Below are 18,422 nucleotides of genomic sequence, written 5' to 3' on the forward strand. Positions count from 1 at the left end.
AGCTGTCAACCTGCGTAGGTAACTAATTCCTTGCCTATCATTTATAGTCTCAGAAGGCACTGTTCTGCCTAAATGCTACTGTTTGTATGGACTATTCTCTGCCTATTGCTCAGCTTCAACAGCTTCGCTCAGAGCTACCCTCTTTACAAAATGACCGCCCGGCCGATCAGCAGCAACTGCAACATGCCATGCAGTTTTTCATTGATGAGATTTTCTCCCTCCCGCACGGGCGTTTTTTGCACCTCGACGGGCCTGCCCTCCGACAGCAGTTTGCTCACCTGGACACCTTGCATCAGCAGTTAGAACAAGGCCACCTGCACTTAAATCAGCCCCACGATTGGCAATTGATCATGCAGCAGATGTTGCTGGTCTTGGATAAAGTACTGGCCGCTGAGGCAACGCATCAGCTGGGAAAAAGTCATTGATAAGCCCCTGCTTGTGTCGCCTAGGGGTCGCCCAGTATGGCTTTTAGTCTGGGAGAAAAACCTGCGAGCTATCCAGTTTTATGAGGAAAACGGCTTCGTTACACATGGTAAGCATGTGTTTGCGTTGTGTGATGATGAGCAAACCGACCTCTTGATGATGCATTCCCTAGTAAGCGCCTAACCCCTAAAATCCGTTTTCCAAAACAGGACTTTATGAGTTAGGCTGTTAGCTTGCAAAGCTGATCCGTCGTTCCACCAAATGGTAGGCGCCTGATCAGCTTTCTTCCTTAACGCAATAGGGCCGCTTACCCCTTTCCCATTGCTTACCGTTCATCACCCGTAGCATGCCCCGATTTCTACCCTTCCTACTACTGAATCTGACCTTACTCACGGCCGCTTGTCAGAAAGAGGATGCCAAGCCGGCCGAAGCACCGCTCGAAGGCCGCTGGACTCCAGACAGTTCCTTTGATTATAACTATTCCGCTACGGGTGCTTTCGTGAGCAAAACCAGCATCACGGTTACGCCGAACTTCTACCTGCGTATCACGTCCGATTCGCTCAGCTACCGCGCCACCGTGGGCAATTATTCACTCGGTCATTACAAGCTATTCCGCCAAGACAAGAACCTGACTTTTGGGCGGTTATCCTGCACCATTATGGAGTTAACGGACCATAAACTGGTGCTTCACTTCAAGGCTCTGGGCGTGCCCCCGGGAGGTGCTTATACCGAGCAGGAAGACGTTTACACACGTTAAAACATCCAGCTCTTAACGGCTACCTCGTTTCTCCTACTGAGCCTTCCGTATTTGTTCTGCGAGTTGCAACCAAGGTTAGCAGGAACGGTCCAAGCCGACTTATCTTCCTCAAGCCCGAATCCAGAGCAAGTCTTCCCACCGGGTGGTGTAGGCAGATGTCTGGAACTGATGCTGTCCGGCCCAGGGCGCCGGGCCTCGCTCCCGGGGCACAGCCGCGGCAAAGCGCACGGCCCCCTTGCCAAAGCGCTGATTGACTTTATCCAGCTCGGCCATGAGCGTGGCCCGGCGTTCGGCCTGCTCGTTGGGCTCAAACAGGAGAAGTTGCTGCTGGCCCGCCGTTTCCAGCCCGTCCAGCAGCACCCCGGCCTTCTTGTACACCCCACCCGGCTCCCAGATGCGCTTCAAGCCCACCCGAGCGTGGCGCAGCAGTTCTGTGGTGTCGCTAGTAGCCAGAGGTAGCGTCAGCACGGCCGAGCGCGTGTGCGGGGGCGGTTCCGTGCCATACCGGCTTTTGCTGATGAAGACCGTCAGCACGTTGGCGGCCGAACCTTGCCGGCGCAGCTTCTCGGCTGCCTTGGAGGCAAAGTGCGCCACGGCGGCTTGCACAATATGAAAGTCTGAGAGCGGCTGGCCGAAGGTGCGGGTGTAGGCGATGCTCTTGCGGCTCGGGCCTCCGTCCTCGCTTGAGGCCAGCTGCTGGCACGGCGTGCCCTGCAGCTCGCGCACCAGGCGCGCGCCCACAACCCCACCCAACTGCTTGCGGGCCCAGCCCTCGCTCTGGCCCGCTAGCTGCGCAGCCGTAATAATGCTCTGATTCCAAAGCTTCTGGGTGTGCTGTTTCCCAATGCCCCACACCTCCTCCACCGGGGTCTGCTCTAGAGCCCACTGCCGGCGCTGCTCCGTATTTAAATAGAGTACTCCTTCTAGAGAGGGCGTTTTCTTAGCCAAACGGTTGGCTAGCTTCGCCAGGGTTTTGGTGGGGGCAATGCCGATGCAGACGGGGATGTGGGTGCGCCGCTTGATTTCCTGCTTCCACGCCTGGGCCAATTTGCTCAAGTCGCCCTGGTACGCTTCCATACCGTGCAAGTCCAGAAAGCACTCGTCAATGGAGTACATCTCTACCTCCGGAACCACGGAACTCAGGTAGTGCAGCACGCGGGCCGACATGTCGCCGTAAAGAGCGTAGTTGCTGGAAAATACGCGCACATCGTGTTGCTGAATCAGGGGTTTTATCTTGAAGTAGGGCTCCCCCATTTTCAGGCCCAGGGCCTTGGCCTCGGCGCTACGGGAAATCAAGCAGCCATCATTGTTACTCAACACTACCACGGGTCTACCCTCCAGCTGGGGCTGAAAGGCCTGCTCACAGCTCACGTAGTCGAGTAGGCGGAGAGCATTGCTGCTCTCCACCCCTCTAAGAACCGTACGTGAGAGTTTCCCCTCATACGGCTCAAGCCTCACAAACGCCCGGCTTTAACCGGACGCGGTTTCTCTAACTGAATGCCTAGACTATGCACCTTGCGGTGACAGTCGGGGTGCAACAGTACCCGGTTTTCTGCTGTATCCTTGCCGCCGAGCGACCGCAGTTGCAGGTGGTGATTGTGCCACCCGGTCTGCTCCGTGATAAGCTCGCCGCAGACGGGACAGCGCCCGCCTTGCTGCTGCCAGAGATAGAGCAGTTGCTTGCGGCCCCGAAGGGTCTGCTGCATTTGCTGGGTAAGCCGTTGCTCGAAATACAATTCCCATTGCACGTCAAACGGGTTAGCTTCCTCTTTCAGCCGGATGTGTCGTCGAATCTTCACGTCTGACACAGCAAACAGTTGCGGTCGAATTCGACTGCCATCCTGTTTGATTGCTTCGCCGCTAAAGACCCAATTTCGTTTTCCGACTCGGGCAAAGTACTTCCGCTGGGTCCACCGCTTGCCTTTGCGCGGGTGTCGCCGCCTGGCCCATTTCCAGAGCGCCCGGTACAGTTCCGCGTCCACCCGATGGAAGGTCTTGGCACTGCAAATGGGACGATAGAAATAAGCCCATCCCTTTAATCGGGGATTCAGGTAGGCGATTAACTCGCCCGCGGCCGTGGCTTTGTGCTGGTGGATGAGCTGACGCATTTCCCGCAGAAAAGCCAGTAGCCGCGTTTTGGCAGGGGTAATCAGTAGCTTCCCGTTGAAAGACCGGAACGTGCTGCCGAGGAAGTCGAAGCCTGCTTGTAAGGAAGTGACGTGCGTTTTCTGCTCGGATAAGCGTAACCCGCGTTCGGCCAGAAAAGCACTGACCAGGGGCTTTACCTGCTCCTGGAGTATTTCCTGACTGTGGCCAGTGATGATAAAATCATCGGCGTACCGCACGACATGTACCTTTGGATTGAAGCCCCGGTTAGGTTTCCGGCGGCTTTTGGCGAAGGTCGTTTGGAGGAGCGGGGCCAAGCCATCCAGTGCCAGGTTTGCCAACACAGGGGAAATGATTCCCCCTGTGGGGTCCCCTCGCTGGTCGGGTACCAATGGCCTTTCTCGAAGAAACCCGCTTGCAGCCATTGCCGAAGAATCGCTTTCTCCATCGGAACATGTTGGAGAAGCCACTCGTGGCTGATGCGGTCAAAACAGGCTTCGATGTCGGCTTCCAGTACCCACTGGGGGCTGGTACGCTTACTGAGCAGCGAAAAGCACTTTTCCACGGCATCCGCCACCTGGCGGCCGGGCCGAAAGCCGAACGACGAGCGGTCGGCGGTGGTTTCGGACACCGGCTGCAACGCCAGCAGGTAGAGGGCCTGCATGGCGCGGTCTTTCATGGTGGGGATGCTGAGCGGTCGTCGTTTTCCGTTGCGCTTGGGAATGTAAATACGTTTGAGGGGCTGGGGGCAATACCCCCGTTGCCTCAATTCCCCAATGGCCGCCGCTTTGCGGACGGGGGTGGCCCATCGTTGGCCGTCCACGCCGCTGGTGCGGTTGCCCTGATTTTCAGTCACTCGCCGCACGGCCAACGCTTTGGCCCTGAACGAGCGGGTCAGCAAGCGTTGCAAGGCGTTCACCTTGCCCCACCGGCCGGCCTGAGTAGCCTTCACGATACGCGCCTGAAGCCGCCTGACGTGTTGGGTCGCCTGCTGCCAGTCAATGGCATGCCAGTCGGCCACTACGCCGGAAACCGCACCAGTTGAACTTGTTGGTTCTTCCGTCATCTGCTTTGTTTCCTAAGGGGGTTTGTCAAGTTTTCTCGTGAGGTGAGACCCGGTGGAAGTGGGCCCGCTTTCGCGTGGGGTGAGGTTGCAACCCCTATCCGAGCCATTACAGCCCGGCCTTCGCTTTCTCCACCATCCTTTACCCGCCGCCTCGTCGGACGGCCTTACGGCCGACCTACCCCGAAAGGAAGACGACGGGCTTACCGTGTTTCATATGTTGAACAACGAATGAGGTAGGCTCCTTCTTTCCGCCGGTGGTCTTCTTGTCCACGGTTGGGGAAACTTCAGCCCCAACACCGACCACGGTCCCTTTTGGGTCAAGCCTGTCGGCATCCTTTGGCTTGGTCTGCATAACGGCGTTTGCGAAGGTTCACATGTGTTAGCCCTGTCATTCACGCTAGTCCTATTCCGCGTGATGCTCACGGAACCACCGTTCCCTCGCGGGTCAAGTGGGTTTCGGTCCATTGTCAGAAGGCTTGGCACGGCTGGTTACCCAGCCGCACGTCTTCCTAGCGTACAGCCAGTGGAATGGCTGGTTTTGTCCGGGGTTTCCCCCGGCAAAACAGTTCAGCATACGACTTTTCACGTCGCACGAAGTTATTGCAATCAACTAACGCGAACATGGGCGGAGAGCCGGCCGCGCCGGATTTCGGTTACTACGTGCGTGACCACACCCCACACGTCAAACAAATCGGGCTCCGTGATGGCGCGCTCCGGGTAGTTAGGATTATCCGGCACCAGAAACCAGGCCTCGCCCGCGCGTTTCACCAGGCGCTTGACCGTGAACTGGCCTTCCACCACGGCAATAACCACGTCGCCGGACAGAGCCCGTAGTTGGCAGTCCACAGCCAGCAGGGCCCCGTCGCGGATGCCGGACTCGCCGCCCGTCATGGAATCGCCCATCACGCGCACCAGGTAGGTGGAATCGGGATGGGGTAGCAGTAGGCGGTTCAAGTCGAGCTTCTCCCCGCGGTGGTCTTCGGCTGGGGAAGGAAAGCCCGCGGGCACCATCGAATCAAAGAACGTTAGCCACAGAGGCCGGCGAATAACTGGGACAAAAAGAACTTCACACATACCAAACAACAAACTGGTTTGCTGCAAGTATACGACATGCTAATAATTTTAGCTATTATTTTACTAATTCGGTTAGCTAAAGAAAGGAAAGTAAGAAATTTGAAGTGACCTTTTCATCAAGAAAAACCAATGTGGATGACTAGCGAAAACGCAAAAAAAGCCGTCCCCACCCGGAAACGGCTTTTCTGAAATCGTGGCGCGGAGAAAATTCCCACCCAACTCCGGCCCGATTCTGACCCTGGACTTAGTGCCGGAACAATAGTTCGCGGTACTTTACCAGGGGCCAGTCCTCATCGGCCACCATCAGCTCCAGCTTATCAACGGAGCGGCGAATGGTGTCGAAATGCGTCTTGACGGTGTCACAGTAGGCCACGGCCCGCTCGCGCGTATCGTCAATTTTGTTAGCCACTTTGCGCGCGTTGGTCATCTCATCTACCTGGGTTTTGATGGTAGAAATGTGCCGCGAAATGGCTTTGATGGTGTTTACGGTTACTTCCGAATTCTCGTCGTCGAGGCCCAGTTCCCGCAGACCGCGTACGTTGGTAATCAGTTTGGTCTGGTAAGCAACCGCCGTAGGGATGATATGGTTCACGGCTAGGTCACCCATCACGCGGCTTTCAATCTGGATTTTCTTGATGTAGTCCTCCAGCAGAATCTCGTGGCGGGCGTGCAGCTCCACGTGGGAGAAGATGCGGTGGCGCTCAAACAAGGAGGCGGCATCTTCCTGAATAATAGCGTCCAGAGCCTGGGGGGTAGTGGGCACGTTGGCCAAGCCGCGGGCGGCCGCCTCGTCCTTCCACTCGTCGGAGTAACCGTTGCCCTCGAAGCGGATGTTCTTAGAGCTAATAACGTACTCGCGCAGCACGTCTACAATGGCTACCTCCTTTTTCTTGCCCTGCTCAATGAGCTTATCAACCGACTGTTTAAAGTCGATGAGTTGCTCGGCCACGATGGTGTTGAGCGTGGTCATGGCCGACGAAGAGTTGGCGGAGGAGCCCACGGCGCGGAACTCGAACTTGTTGCCGGTGAAGGCGAAGGGCGAGGTGCGGTTCCGGTCGGTGTTGTCGAGCAGAATGGCCGGAATCTTATCGATGCCGAGCTTGAGGTAGATATTGTCGCCTTTGTCCAGGGGAACTTTGGCCGTGCGCTCCAATTCATCTAGTACCGAATCCAGCATCGAACCCACAAATACCGACATGATGGCGGGCGGCGCTTCGTTAGCCCCGAGGCGGTGGTCGTTGCTGGCGGAGGCGATGCTGGCGCGCAGTAGCTCCCCGTAGCGGTGTACGGCCTTAATGGTAGTAATGAAGAAGGCGAGGAACTGGAGGTTTTCCTTAGGGCGGCGGCCGGGAGCCAGCAGGTTCACGCCCGTGTCGGTGCTCATGGCCCAGTTGTTATGCTTGCCCGAGCCGTTAACGCCCGCGAAAGGCTTCTCGTGCAGCAGCACCTTGAAGTTGTGCTTGTCGGCCACGCGCTCCATGATGTCCATGAGCAGCTGGTTGTGGTCGACGGCCAGGTTGGCATCCTCAAAAGTCGGGGCGCACTCGAACTGATGAGGCGCTACCTCGTTGTGGCGGGTGCGGAGCGGAATGCCGAGCTTGTTAGACTCTTCCTCGAAGTCCAACATGTAGGCGTGCACGCGGGCCGGAATCGAGCCGAAGTAGTGGTCTTCGAGCTGCTGCCCTTTGGCCGGCGCGTGGCCGAACAGGGTGCGGCCGGTCATCACCAGGTCGGGGCGGGCGTTGTACAAGGCGCGGTCTACCAGGAAGTATTCCTGCTCGATGCCCAGGGTCGTGTGCACGCGCTGTACGTCCTTGTCGAAGTACTGGCACACGTCCACGGCGGCCTTTTCCAGGGCAGCCAGCGACTTCAGCAACGGAGCTTTGTAGTCGAGGGCTTCGCCGGTATACGCCACGAAGATGGTCGGGATGCACAAGGTTTTGGCCCCGGCCGTTTCAATGATGAAAGCGGGCGAGGTGGGGTCCCAGGCGGTGTACCCACGAGCCTCGAAGGTGTTGCGGATGCCGCCGTTCGGGAAGGAGGAAGCATCGGGCTCCTGCTGCACCAGGGCCGAGCCCTTAAAGTTCTCAATTGGCCGACCGTCGGAGTTCAGGTCGAAAAAGGAATCGTGCTTTTCGGCGGTAGCGCCGGTCAGGGGCTGAAACCAGTGCGTGTAGTGGGTAGCGCCCTTGGCCATGGCCCAGGTTTTCATGGCCGAAGCCACGGCGTCGGCTACGCTACGCTCCACGGGCGAGCCTTGCTTAATGGCAGCCTGCAACTTCTTGAAGTACTCGCCGGGCATGGTAGCCCGCATGGCATCCAGGTTGAAAACGTTTTTGCCAAACGTCTCGGAACGACGCTCGCCGGCAATGGTAACGGCCAGCGGCTCGCGCTGATCTACTAGTTCAAGAGCTTTAAAGCGAAGAATTGCCATGCTAGAGTTAGGCGTGAAGTAACTTTCAAGGATTACGAAGGCAAAGGTAGAAGGTAATGGCAACCTTCCGCAATACCCCCTTCATTTTTTACCCCACTTTCGACAAAAGACTAGATTTTACCTGTCACCCCATCTAATTTCTAGACCATTTCAGCAAAAACATACTTGTCGTTAGAAAGTATGGCATTGGCTTTCGCACCGCCTAGTTCTATTGCCGCTCACCTACCACATAGGGTATCCGTTCAGGACATGTTCAAATTTGCCTGACGGAATAAGGAGCTGGGGCGGGTCAACTACCTTTGCGGAGTGAAAAACCGCCTTGCGTTTCAGCCGCGCTACTTTTTGTTTTGGCTGCTCTATTTCGTTCTGGGAAAAGCCGTTTTTGTTGCCTACCACTGGCAGCAAACCAAGACGTTGTCGGGCGATACGGTGGCCGGCATTTTTGGCTACGGGTTGCGGCTGGACGGCGCGGCGGCGGCGTACCTGTGCATAGTGCCGTTTCTGCTGTTCGTGGTGGGTAGCTTGGCCAGTTCCCGTTTTCCGCTGGAGCGCCTCATCCGCTTTTTCACGGCCGTATTCAGCTTGGTAGTCGCCGTACTTACCGTAGCCGATTTGGAACTGTACCGCGCCTGGGGGTTCCGGCTCGATGCTACCCCCTGCAGTACCTGAGTACTCCTCGGGAAATGGCAGCCTCAGCGGGTAGCGCGCCCGTGCTGCTGTTGCTGAGTCTGTGGCTGGGGCTGCTGGGCGGCGGCTGGCTCCTGTATAAGCAGATAGTCGGTCGGTTGCCAGAACTCCCGGCGTGCTTTGGCCGGGGGCGGGCCGCCCTGGCTAGCCTGCTGTACCTGGCGTTGCTGGTAGTGCCGCTGCGCGGGGGGCTGCAGCAAATTCCGGTCAACCAGAGCGACGTTTATTTCTCCAGCCGACCATTTGCCAACCATGCGGCTGTAAATGTGCCCTGGAACGTCGTTAACTCCCTGCGCCTGCAAAACGGCGGACCGAATCCGTACCAGTTTCTGCCCGACTCGACCGCGCGACGCCTGACCCAGCAGCTTTACGCTCCCACCGGCCCGGATACGGTTGCCCTGCTGCGGACCCGCCGGCCCAATGTGCTGTTCATTATTCTGGAAAGCTTTACGGGCAAGCTGGTGGGCCACTTGGGCGGCGAAACTGGCGTAACGCCCACCCTGGACAGCCTGAGCCAGGTTGGAGTGTCGTTTCAGAACCTGTACGCGGCCGGCGACCGAAGCCAGAAAGGGCTGGTGGCCTTGCTTTCGGGCTACCCCAACCAGCCCACAACCAGCATTATTAAGTCGCCGCGCAAAACCGAACGGCTCCCCCACCTGGCCCGCACCCTGCGCGACCAAGGGTATAGCACGGCGTATTACCACGGGGGCGAGCTGGCGTTTGCCAACATGAAAAGCTACCTCGTAACGGCTGGCTATGAGCAATTTACGGAACGCAGCGACTTTACCCGCCGCGACCAGAACGCCAAGTGGGGGGCCCACGACCATGTGCTGCTAACGCGGCTACTGCAGGAGCTACCCCGGCAGCGCCCGCCCTTCTTTGTTACCGCCTTTACGCTCAGCAGCCACGAGCCCTTTGACGTGCCCATGCGCCCGCGCTTCCCGGGCACCACGGAGGCGGCCCTGTTCCGCAACTCCGTGTATTACACCGACCACGTGCTCGGGCAGTTTCTGGCGCAGGCGCGCCGCCAGCCCTGGTGGGATTCCACGCTGGTAGTGCTGGTAGCCGACCACGGCCACCACCAGCCCGGCGACACGCCTAATCACGCACCAGCCAAATTCCGGATTCCGCTGTTGCTGACGGGCGGGGCCCTACTACCCAGCACCCAGGGCCGCCAGATCAGCACCTTCGGCAGCCAAACCGATGTAGCGGCTACCCTCTTGGCCCAGCTCAAGCTGCCTGCCACTACCTTTCCCTGGAGCCGCGACCTGCTGGCCCCGGCTCCGGTGGCCTGGCCCGGCGGCGTGGCCTTCTATTGTTTCACCGATGGTTTCGGGGTAGCGGCTCCGGGCGGCACAGTGACCTACGATAACGTGGCTCGCCGCGAAATTGAGCGCACCGGGTCAGTCTCGCCCCAGCAGCTGCGGTTCGGGCAAGCCTACGAGCAAACTTCCTTTGGGGACTTTCTGAAAAAGTAGCCGTTGGACTCCTACCACTGCCAGCGCCAGGAAACATACGTTCTTTATACTCCCATGACAGAACTGCTCTTCGTCTATAATGCCGATTCGGGGGTAGTGAATGGCCTGCTGGACAGCTTGCACAAAACCCTGTCGCCGGCTACTTATGCTTGTTCGCTCTGCGCCATTACCTACGGCACCACCAGCATGCGGCCCCAGTGGCGGAAATTTCTGAAGTCGTTGCCGGTCCGCGCTACCTTTCTGCACCGCAACGAACTGGCCCGGCGCTATCCGGCCCTGCTGACGGAGCCCTTGCCAGCGGTATTTCAACGGGATAATCTGGCCGCCACGGATTGGCAAGTAGTTATAGCCGCCGCGGAGCTATCGTTCCTTGATTTACCGGGCCTTATTCAACTTGTCCGGCAGCGCCTACCGGTTAGCAATTAGCTGGAGTCGTGCGGAAGGAGGATTCATGCCGCCCAGGAGTAGTTGCGCGAGGCTTCCGAAGCAGCTCACAGCGTGTGGTATCCGAGCGGAGGTAGTATCTTTGTGGTCTTGCTTATGGAAACCAGAAAAGTTGCCTTTTATACGCTCGGCTGCAAGCTTAATTTCTCCGAGACTTCGGCCATTGGCCGGCAGTTCGAGGAGCACGGCTTCGTGAAAGCAGCCTTTGAAGATGCGGCCGACATCTACGTCATCAACACGTGCTCCGTTACTGACCACGCCGACCGCAAGTGCCGGAAGGTAGTAAAGGAAGCCCTAAAGCATAACCCCGAGGCTTTCGTGGCCATCGTGGGCTGTTACGCCCAACTCAAGCCCCAGGAAATTGCCGAAATTCCGGGCGTGCACGCCGTGCTAGGCGCCGCCGAAAAGTTTCAGCTGGTAGAAACGCTAGCGGGCTTCCAAAAGCCGGCGGCTGGGCAGCCGGGCCAGGTGTTTGCCTCCCCCATATCGGAAGCCACCGAGTTTCACGCCGCCCACAGCTACGGCGACCGGACGCGCACCTTCCTAAAGGTGCAGGACGGCTGCGACTACTCCTGCTCGTTTTGCACTATTCCGCTGGCGCGGGGTAAGAGCCGTTCCAACTCGGTGCAAAGCGTAGTGGAGCGGGTAGAAAAACTGGCGGAAACCGGCGTCAAGGAAATTGTGCTGACCGGCGTAAACCTCGGCGACTTTGGCTTGCAGGGCCCGGAGCGGGAGCGAAAAGAGAATTTCTACGATTTAGTGCGGGCTCTTGATGAGGTAGCAGGCATCGAGCGGTTCCGCATCAGCTCCTGCGAGCCTAACCTACTGTCCGACGAGATTATCCGCTTCGTGGCCCGATCGAAGCGGTTTATGCCCCACTTCCACATTCCGCTGCAGTCGGGCTCCAACAAAATTCTAGGCCTTATGCGCCGGCGCTACCGCCGGGAGCTGTACCAAGAGCGCGTGGCCCTGATCAAGGAAGTGATGCCGCACGCCTGCATTGGCGTCGACGTTATTGTGGGCTTTCCCGGCGAAACGGAAGCCGACTTCCTGGAAACCTACCAGTTTCTTAACGAGCTAGACGTGAGCTACCTGCACGTGTTTCCGTACTCGGAGCGCGAGAACACGCTGGCGCCCACCCTGCCCGGCCGCGTCCAGGACCGCCACCGCCACGAGCGCACCACCCAGCTGCGCAGCCTGTCGGAAAAGAAGAAGCGGTATTTCTACGAGCAACACGTGGGCCTCGAAACCGCGGTGCTGTTCGAAGACGACGTGACCAATGGCCAGATGGAAGGGTTTACCCCCAACTACGTCCGGGTAACTGCCAAATATGATCCGCTGCTGGTAGGTGAGCTAAAGCGTTTGCGGCTGGTAACGCTCAATGCGCAAAACCTGATGGAGGCCGAGGAGCTTGGCGTTGAAGTGTTTCAGCACTAAGAAATAAACCCAGTGTTTCCCAAAAGGAAAAGCCCGTCGCGTACTACTACGCGGCGGCCGTTTGCTTTTGCAAGTTGGCTAGAAGCTAGCCTATCGAGCAAGCTGACGTTGCATCAGGTCCATCATTTGTTGCATCAAACGCTGTTGTTCCTGCAAATGCTGGTTTCGCAACTCGGCCAGAGCCAGTTGGTGGGCCATTTGCTGGGTATACAGGGCCGTTTGCCAGCTGGTATCGGCTACCGGCGCCGCAGCTGATGCGTTAAGTGCGGGGCTAGTTACAGGTAATGGGCTAGTCGTCGCGGGCGCTTCGGGCAAAACTTCGGTAGGACTGCTAGTTAGTGCAGGCGTGGAAGGCGCGGGAGTTGGTGGCGCAACTGGTTCAGGAGCCGTTGTTGGCACTACCTCAGCTATAGCACCAGGTACGGCCGCAGCTGCTGAGGCTACCACCGAGGTGGCAACTGGCGCTGTAGCATGGGCCACCTTTTCATTCTGCCGGACGGGGCTGCTGGGCAGCGAGTTCGGCTGCGCTTGAGAAGAAATTTCTTCCGTCAGCATTGGTCCAATGCCCTGCAATAGCCACTCTTTTGAAACACTTGGGTAAACTTCAAATACTTTACACAAAAGGTCAAAACCTGGTTTATTTCTCTCGTCAACAAGGTGCTGAATAACGGTAGCCGTTTTGTCCAGAGACGCGGCAAACGCATTTTTGCTGATACCCAAATGAGAAATAAGTGCCGTGAAGCGCTGCCCGACAGTTGCTGGATTCGCCATATACCCAAATGCTATTTTACGCAAATGTATACAAAACAGACATATATCCTACCAACCGGATAATCAGCCGGCTACTTCTTGTCCTTCTTTGCCTGTGCTACCGGTTGCAACAGCGGCCGTGGCTGTAGGCGCGCGAAGGGAAATACGTACGTTTCGTCCGGTAGGAATTCGAATTCAGTACGATTCAGGCTTACGTGATGGAACAGCAGAAGCGCATCAGGGCGTAGGGCAAAGTTCGTGAGGCTGGCTTCGGCCCCATTGGCCGTATCAAGGCGCAGGCCGCGCTGTGGGGTGGTATTCCAGTCGTACAGCTCGTACAGCTCGCTCACGCGGGCAAGCTGAGCAGAATCTCCGTAATCAGCAGCTACTTCAGCCATCTTGTCGCGTAGGCGGCGGCTGATGGCGGCTTGCAACCGGCGACCTAGCTGAGCGGGCGAGTCCGCTACTAGATCCGCTAGCGTGAGCAAGCGGCTAGTTCGCAGATCGAATGTTAAATGCTCGGTATACGGGTGCACGAGGCCATGATACTCCAGTTGATACCCGACCGAAAGCAGATAATTTTGGTTGAGAAGCACTTCGTACCTAATGCCGCTCGTGCCGTCGCCACTGGTTCGCCAGCGCTTCAGCTCCTCATCGTAGCAGCACTCTCGCGCCACCTGAGCTAGTTGCCGGCGCGGGCTGGCGGTTGAATCTACTGTGCCGGTACCAGCAGTAACAGGGTCCAGTGGAAGCCGGTTAATACGCCGGGCTACGGCGGCATTAGGCAACCGAATTTGAAGTACCTGCAAGGATCCGCCTACCGGACCAGCGGTGATTGTGTATACCTGCGCGTGCTCACCAGGGTGGGTTTGCGCCAGAGCTTCCAGTCCTGTGCTTAGTAGGGTCCCTACCCCTAGCAGCCACCACGCCAGCTGTTTCACTTGCCAGATTGGTTTTGCGTAACAGTAGCCTCTTTGCTCGAATCTACTCGAAGCGCAGGGACTCGATGGGGTCCAGAGCAGCGGCCTTACTGGCCGGGTAGTAGCCCGAGGCCAGGCCCACCGTCACGCAGATAACCAGGCCGACAATCATCCAAAGCCAGGGCACAATGAACCCGCCGCTGCCCACCAGCAAGCTCACGCCGTTACCCATGCCTACCCCCAGCAGAATGCCGAGGGTGCCGCCCATCATGCAGATGACAATGGCCTCAATCAGGAACTGCTGGCGAATTTGCAGGGCCGTAGCGCCCAGTGCCTTGCGGATGCCGATTTCGCGGGTGCGCTCCGTTACCGACACCATCATAATATTCATCAGGGCAATGCTGGCCCCCAGCAGCGTGATGAAGCCCACCAGAAAGCCGCCCATGCGTAGGTTGCCCGACAAGGAATCCAGCTTGCCGGCCAGCGAATCGCTGCGCTCCAGCTCGAAGCTGTCCTCCTGGCCCAGGGCATCGTGGCGCACGGCGCGCATGATGCCGCTGGCCTCGCCCGTGAGGTAGTTCAGGTAGTTGGCATCCAGCGTGGCCGTTTTGATGTCGAAGGTGAGGCCCCGCTGCCGGGGGAGCTGGTTGCCGGTTTCCAGCGGAATAAGCACGAGCCGGTCGGCCCCGCCGCCGCCCATGCTGCTGCCGCTTTTCTCTAGCTCGCCCACCACCAAAAAGCGCCGGCCCAGCAGGTACACGTACTGGCCCAACAGGCTTTGGTTGGGGTAGAGCTTGTCCTTGATTTCCCCACCCACAATGGCCACGTTCGCCCCGCTACCCAGCTCGGCCGGTGAGAACATCCGGCCGCCCTTGAGGTTGTAGTTTTGGATCATGAGGTAGTTTTCGTCGCCGGCTACTACCTGCATGTTGGGGTTGGTTTTCTTGCCGTTGGCCTTGACTTCTACGGCGCCCGCAATAAAGGCCGACACGCCCACCTTGGCCTCCTCCCCGATCTGGGCCTTGTACTGCCGGGCCTGCAAATACGTAATAGCCGGGTACGTTTTCTGCTGCACCCCGCCGCGGCGAGACCGGTTATTATAGCCTTTGGCCTTGATTTCAAAGGAGTTAGCCCCCAAGCTAGCAAACGTTGTGTTCAACGACGCCTTGATGGCGTCAATGGCCGTCAGGATGCCCACCAGCGACATAATGCCGATGCTTACGATCAGGGCCGTCAGGATGGTCCGCAGCAGATTGCTGTTGATGGAACGAAATGCCTCTTTGATGTTTTCCAGCAGATGCATAAGGACAGCAAGTAGACGCGGACGCGAAGAAGTTGACTCGGGCTAAACGTGCGCTTGGCAACGTATTGGCAGCAGCACCCGGCCGTGCAAGGTAGCGGGTTTCACGTAAACTCCCACTGGCATTTGCTACCTTTAGAAGGACAGATCTAGACGTTTTTTTCGGTTGACGCGGATTCCTTGTCTGCTTTGGCTCCCAGGCGTACTGGGGCAGCGGATGAGGTCGAAAGCTTCCTGTTTCGCTTGTTTACTATGACAATTTCTCGTCTGATTGCGCTGGTGCTGCTCCTGGCAACGGCTCTGCTTCGGCCGGCCGCGGCCTGGGCCAACCACATCTTCATCCCGATGGATAACACCCAGAAGGAGCACCTGAAAGCCTACGGGGTAGCCTACTGGCTGCTGGGCAAGCAGGTGGAGGTTGACTGGCTGCTCAACTACCGGGGTGGGGCCTTTGCCTGCGACGTGGTGGCCGGGGCCGAAAACGAGCTGGCCGTGCGCGGGGTAACCTACCAAGTCATCAGCGAGGCCCAGTACACCAGCATCCTCTCCGAAATAGCCGACCCTAACGCCAATATGGACGTGATGAAGCTGGAGAAGGTGCCCAAAATTGCGGTGTACACCCCCAAGGGCAAGCAGCCCTGGGACGACGCTGTGACCCTGGTGCTGACCTACGCCGAAATTCCCTACACCCAGATTTACGACGACGAAGTGCTGCGCGGCGACCTGCCTAAGTACGACTGGCTGCACCTGCACCACGAGGACTTCACGGGCCAGTACGGCAAATTTTACCGCAACTACAGCAGCCGCCCCTGGTATCAGCAGCAGCAGCGCGAATCAGAAGCCACGGCTAAGCGCAACGGTTTCAATAAGGTAAGCCTAATGAAGGCCGCCGTGGTGGTGAAAATGCAGGAGTTCATTGCCGGCGGGGGCTTTCAGTTTGCCATGTGCTCTGCCACCGACTCCTACGACATTGCCCTGGCCGGCCTGGGCGTGGACATGGTAGAGGGCATGTATGACGGAGACCCAGCCGACCCGGCCGCGCAAGCCAAACTCAATTTCAACCGCACGCTGGCCTTCCAGAACTTTCACCTGGTGCGCGACCCACTGGAATACGAGTATTCCGACATTGACATGGACCCACGGGAGCGGCGCGTGTACGAGGACAACGACTACTTCCAGCTGTTCACCTTCTCGGCCAAGTACGACCCCGTGCCTACCATGCTTACCCAGAACCATGAGCGCACCGTGCACGGCTTCATGGGCCAGACCACAGCTTTCCGAAAGTCGTTGATCAAGCCCGACGTAGTGGTAATGGGCGACAATAAGGCCTCCAATGAAGTCCGCTACATGCACGGCACGCTGGGCAAAGGCACCTGGACGTTCTACGGGGGCCACGATCCGGAGGACTACCAGCACTTTGTGGAGGAAGAGCCCACCGACCTGGCCCTGCATCCGAACTCGCCCGGCTACCGGCTTATTCTGAACAATATTCTGTTTCCGGCGGCGAAAAAGAAAAAGCAGAAAACCTAACCTTCTGCCTCCTTACGTACTTACACTCAAGCTGAAAGGCCTCGACGCGGAAAGCCTGCGCTGGGGTTTTTTCCCTTTAATCCACTGCTAAAAGTATCCGGCTACCTACTAAACTCGTTTGTAGCACTCACACCAAACTTGCTGTTATGCCATCCTCTGCCTCTAACTACGGTTTCTCAACTGCTCAAAAAGACGTGCGCTCGGCTAACCCGCTGCCGCGCGCAGTTCTTCGCTCGAATAATTACCTGTTACTGGATGGGGAATGGAATTTTGCCCTGGACTCGGAGGATATTGGCCTGCGGGATGGTTGGTATCTGGCGCATCCTTATGAGCAAATAGCCAATTGGCCCGGCTCGGTGGAGGAGCACATGGCTAAGTATCAGCCCAGGCTCCGGCCTGGCAGGATAAAGTGGTAGTCTGGTACGAGCGAGAGTTTACCTTGCCCGAGCGCGGCGACGACGGCACCCACTCCCTGTTCCAGCTCACGTTTGGGGCCTGCGGCTACGAAACCCGGGTGTGGCTTAACGGCTTCCTGCTTAGCACTATCGAGGGCGAAGACGTGCACTACGGCGAGTACACTTCTTTTTCGTTTGAGCTGCGCGAGGAACACCTACGGCCCGTCAACCGCCTGACCGTGCGCATTGTGGATACAATGGATGCCGAGACGCCCCGCGGGAAGCAGGAGTCGCACGTGTACAAGCGAGGCGGCATTTGGTACCAGACCTACACGGGCGCCGTGCGCAGCGTGTGGCTGGAGATGGTAGAGCGTAACCGCCTCCGCTCCCGCGTGGGGGTTGATAGCGTCATTGAGGACCAGATGGTGCGCTTTAACATGACCACCCGCATCCACGACCCCGGCCTGTACACCCTGCGCTTGCAGGTATTCGACCGGGTAGCGCCTACCCCCCAGCCCCTGGCTACCGCTGATTTTCCGCTCCGCCTGGAGGCTGGGCAGCGCCAGCAGCGGGTAGTGATGGAGCTGCCAGGCGCCAAGCTCTGGGCACCCGGCTCGCCTAACCTGTACCGCCTCGTGGCCCAGCTTATCGACAGCGAAGGGTATTCGGCGGAAATCGAAACTCACTTCGGCCTGCGCAAAATTGAGTCGCGCGGTACGTACGTGTACCTCAATAACGAACCGATTTATCTGGACGGCATCCTTTACCAGCCGGGCACGGCTACCTACGAGGAAATGCAGCGGCACATGCACGCCATGCAGGCCCTGGGCTGCAACTTAGTGCGGGTGCACATTGCCGGTGTCGATCCGCGCATTTACAACTTAGCCGATGAGCTAGGCTTGTTGCTGTGGATTGAAGTACCCAGCCCGCACTCCTCTACTAGTAAGAGCCGGGAAAATCACCGGGCCGAGCTGCTGCGGATGTTGGCCCTTACGGAGTCTCACCCGTCGGTGGTTATTTGGAGCCTATATAACGAGGACTGGGGTGCCCAGGACATTGCCACCAATGCCAGCACCCGCCGCTACATCGTGGACATGTATCACTACATGCACATCAACCACCCGCAGTTTTTGGTGGTAGATAACGATGGGTGGCAGCATATTTCCCAAGAAGGCCGTTTGAAATCCGACCTGTTGACGGCTCACGTGTACACGCCGGAGCTAACACGCTGGTCGGAATTGCTGGACCGCATGGTGCAGGGCGACCTAAACAACGTGGCTGTGCTACCCCTTGTGATAGGTGACCCGTTCTTCTACGGGCGGCAGAAGCCGCTGATTGTCAGCGAGTGGGGCGGATTCGGTTTCGCCGATTACGGCGGACCGCAAAGCTCAGAAGAGCGGACGGAGCGTATCCGGCAGTTTAAGCTAGAACTGCGCAAGCGCCCCATTGCCGGCGACGTATACACCCAGGCCACTAACATCGAAGACGAGCGAAACGGCCTGTTGGACCCCCACACCGGAGAGCTGTCGGTGCCGGAGGGCCTACTTGCCTCGCAAAGCCCTTTTCCTAACGAAACGAAAAGCGACAATAGCGCCTCGTAAGCTACTACCGCTGGCTAAAA

The 18,422-nt window shown here is 58.0% G+C and carries 16 protein-coding genes and 1 pseudogene; 9 read left to right on the forward strand and 8 right to left on the reverse strand.

From position 1 onward, the window contains the following. Positions 1–86 precede the first annotated feature (86 nt). Positions 87–425: a hypothetical protein gene (locus MUN84_RS01350; protein ID WP_244696316.1), complete on the forward strand. Its 339-nt coding sequence runs from the start codon at positions 87–89 to the stop codon at positions 423–425. A 344-nt stretch (positions 426–769) separates the two neighbouring features. Beyond that, positions 770–1,180, forward strand: coding sequence for a hypothetical protein (locus MUN84_RS01355; protein ID WP_244696317.1), 411 nt, complete (start codon positions 770–772; stop codon positions 1,178–1,180). 108 nt (positions 1,181–1,288) lie between these two features. Here the strand turns inward: MUN84_RS01355 and MUN84_RS01360 are convergent, their stop codons facing one another. From MUN84_RS01360 to MUN84_RS01380, 5 genes and pseudogenes are all read right to left on the reverse strand, one after another. Continuing rightward, positions 1,289–2,587: a Y-family DNA polymerase gene (locus MUN84_RS01360; RefSeq protein WP_244696318.1), complete on the reverse strand. Its 1,299-nt coding sequence runs from the start codon at positions 2,585–2,587 to the stop codon at positions 1,289–1,291. A 47-nt stretch (positions 2,588–2,634) separates the two neighbouring features. After that, a complete protein-coding gene (locus MUN84_RS24335) occupies positions 2,635–2,886 on the reverse strand; it encodes an HNH endonuclease (RefSeq protein ID WP_410780089.1) in 252 nt (83 codons plus the stop codon). A gap of 92 nt (positions 2,887–2,978) precedes the next feature. Further along, positions 2,979–4,352, reverse strand: a pseudogene (locus tag MUN84_RS24340) (group II intron maturase-specific domain-containing protein); the annotation flags it as partial. 606 nt (positions 4,353–4,958) lie between these two features. Further along, the gene (locus tag MUN84_RS01375) at positions 4,959–5,363 is read right to left on the reverse strand and encodes a LexA family protein (protein ID WP_244696320.1); all 405 of its coding nucleotides are present in this window, start codon (positions 5,361–5,363) and stop codon (positions 4,959–4,961) included. A gap of 307 nt (positions 5,364–5,670) precedes the next feature. Next, positions 5,671–7,860, reverse strand: a complete 2,190-nt coding sequence (locus MUN84_RS01380; protein WP_244696321.1) for a glutamine synthetase III — start codon at positions 7,858–7,860, stop codon at positions 5,671–5,673. Between the two features lie 306 nt (positions 7,861–8,166). Between MUN84_RS01380 and MUN84_RS01385 the strand changes: the two genes are divergently transcribed. The 4 genes from MUN84_RS01385 (at position 8,167) to mtaB (ending at position 11,906) form a co-directional block, all read left to right on the forward strand. Continuing rightward, a complete protein-coding gene (locus MUN84_RS01385; protein WP_244696322.1) occupies positions 8,167–8,529 on the forward strand; it encodes a hypothetical protein in 363 nt (120 codons plus the stop codon). 14 nt (positions 8,530–8,543) lie between these two features. Then, entirely contained in the window at positions 8,544–10,025 is a 1,482-nt protein-coding gene (locus MUN84_RS01390) for an LTA synthase family protein (RefSeq protein ID WP_244696323.1), read from the forward strand. Between the two features lie 54 nt (positions 10,026–10,079). Then, positions 10,080–10,451: a hypothetical protein gene (locus MUN84_RS01395; RefSeq protein ID WP_244696324.1), complete on the forward strand. Its 372-nt coding sequence runs from the start codon at positions 10,080–10,082 to the stop codon at positions 10,449–10,451. Between the two features lie 114 nt (positions 10,452–10,565). Beyond that, positions 10,566–11,906 (forward strand): tRNA (N(6)-L-threonylcarbamoyladenosine(37)-C(2))-methylthiotransferase MtaB, encoded by a 1,341-nt coding sequence (gene mtaB, locus MUN84_RS01400; protein ID WP_244696325.1) that lies wholly within the window; start codon positions 10,566–10,568, stop codon positions 11,904–11,906. Between the two features lie 90 nt (positions 11,907–11,996). On the opposite strand, the gene MUN84_RS01405 is transcribed toward mtaB, so the two are convergent. The 3 genes from MUN84_RS01405 to MUN84_RS01415 all read right to left on the reverse strand — a co-directional run bounded on the left by MUN84_RS01405 (position 11,997) and on the right by MUN84_RS01415 (position 14,879). Continuing rightward, positions 11,997–12,701, reverse strand: a complete 705-nt coding sequence (locus tag MUN84_RS01405) for a hypothetical protein (protein WP_244696326.1) — start codon at positions 12,699–12,701, stop codon at positions 11,997–11,999. 47 nt (positions 12,702–12,748) lie between these two features. Further along, positions 12,749–13,144, reverse strand: a complete 396-nt coding sequence (locus MUN84_RS01410; protein ID WP_244696327.1) for a hypothetical protein — start codon at positions 13,142–13,144, stop codon at positions 12,749–12,751. A gap of 496 nt (positions 13,145–13,640) precedes the next feature. Further along, complete coding sequence (locus MUN84_RS01415; protein ID WP_244696328.1) at positions 13,641–14,879, reverse strand: ABC transporter permease; 1,239 nt, start codon at positions 14,877–14,879, stop codon at positions 13,641–13,643. Between the two features lie 249 nt (positions 14,880–15,128). Here MUN84_RS01415 and MUN84_RS01420 point away from each other — a divergent pair, with 249 nt between their 5' ends. From MUN84_RS01420 to MUN84_RS01425, 3 genes are all read left to right on the forward strand, one after another. Then, the gene (locus tag MUN84_RS01420) at positions 15,129–16,406 is read left to right on the forward strand and encodes an asparagine synthetase B (RefSeq protein WP_244696329.1); all 1,278 of its coding nucleotides are present in this window, start codon (positions 15,129–15,131) and stop codon (positions 16,404–16,406) included. A gap of 146 nt (positions 16,407–16,552) precedes the next feature. Continuing rightward, a complete protein-coding gene (locus tag MUN84_RS23405) occupies positions 16,553–16,822 on the forward strand; it encodes a hypothetical protein (protein WP_317239066.1) in 270 nt (89 codons plus the stop codon). After that, the gene (locus MUN84_RS01425) at positions 16,816–18,402 is read left to right on the forward strand and encodes a glycoside hydrolase family 2 protein (protein ID WP_317239067.1); all 1,587 of its coding nucleotides are present in this window, start codon (positions 16,816–16,818) and stop codon (positions 18,400–18,402) included. The genes MUN84_RS23405 and MUN84_RS01425 overlap by 7 nt, the downstream gene beginning before the upstream one ends. Positions 18,403–18,422 lie beyond the last annotated feature (20 nt).

Source organism: Hymenobacter sp. 5516J-16 (assembly GCF_022919335.1).
Lineage (GTDB): Bacteria > Bacteroidota > Bacteroidia > Cytophagales > Hymenobacteraceae > Hymenobacter > Hymenobacter sublimis.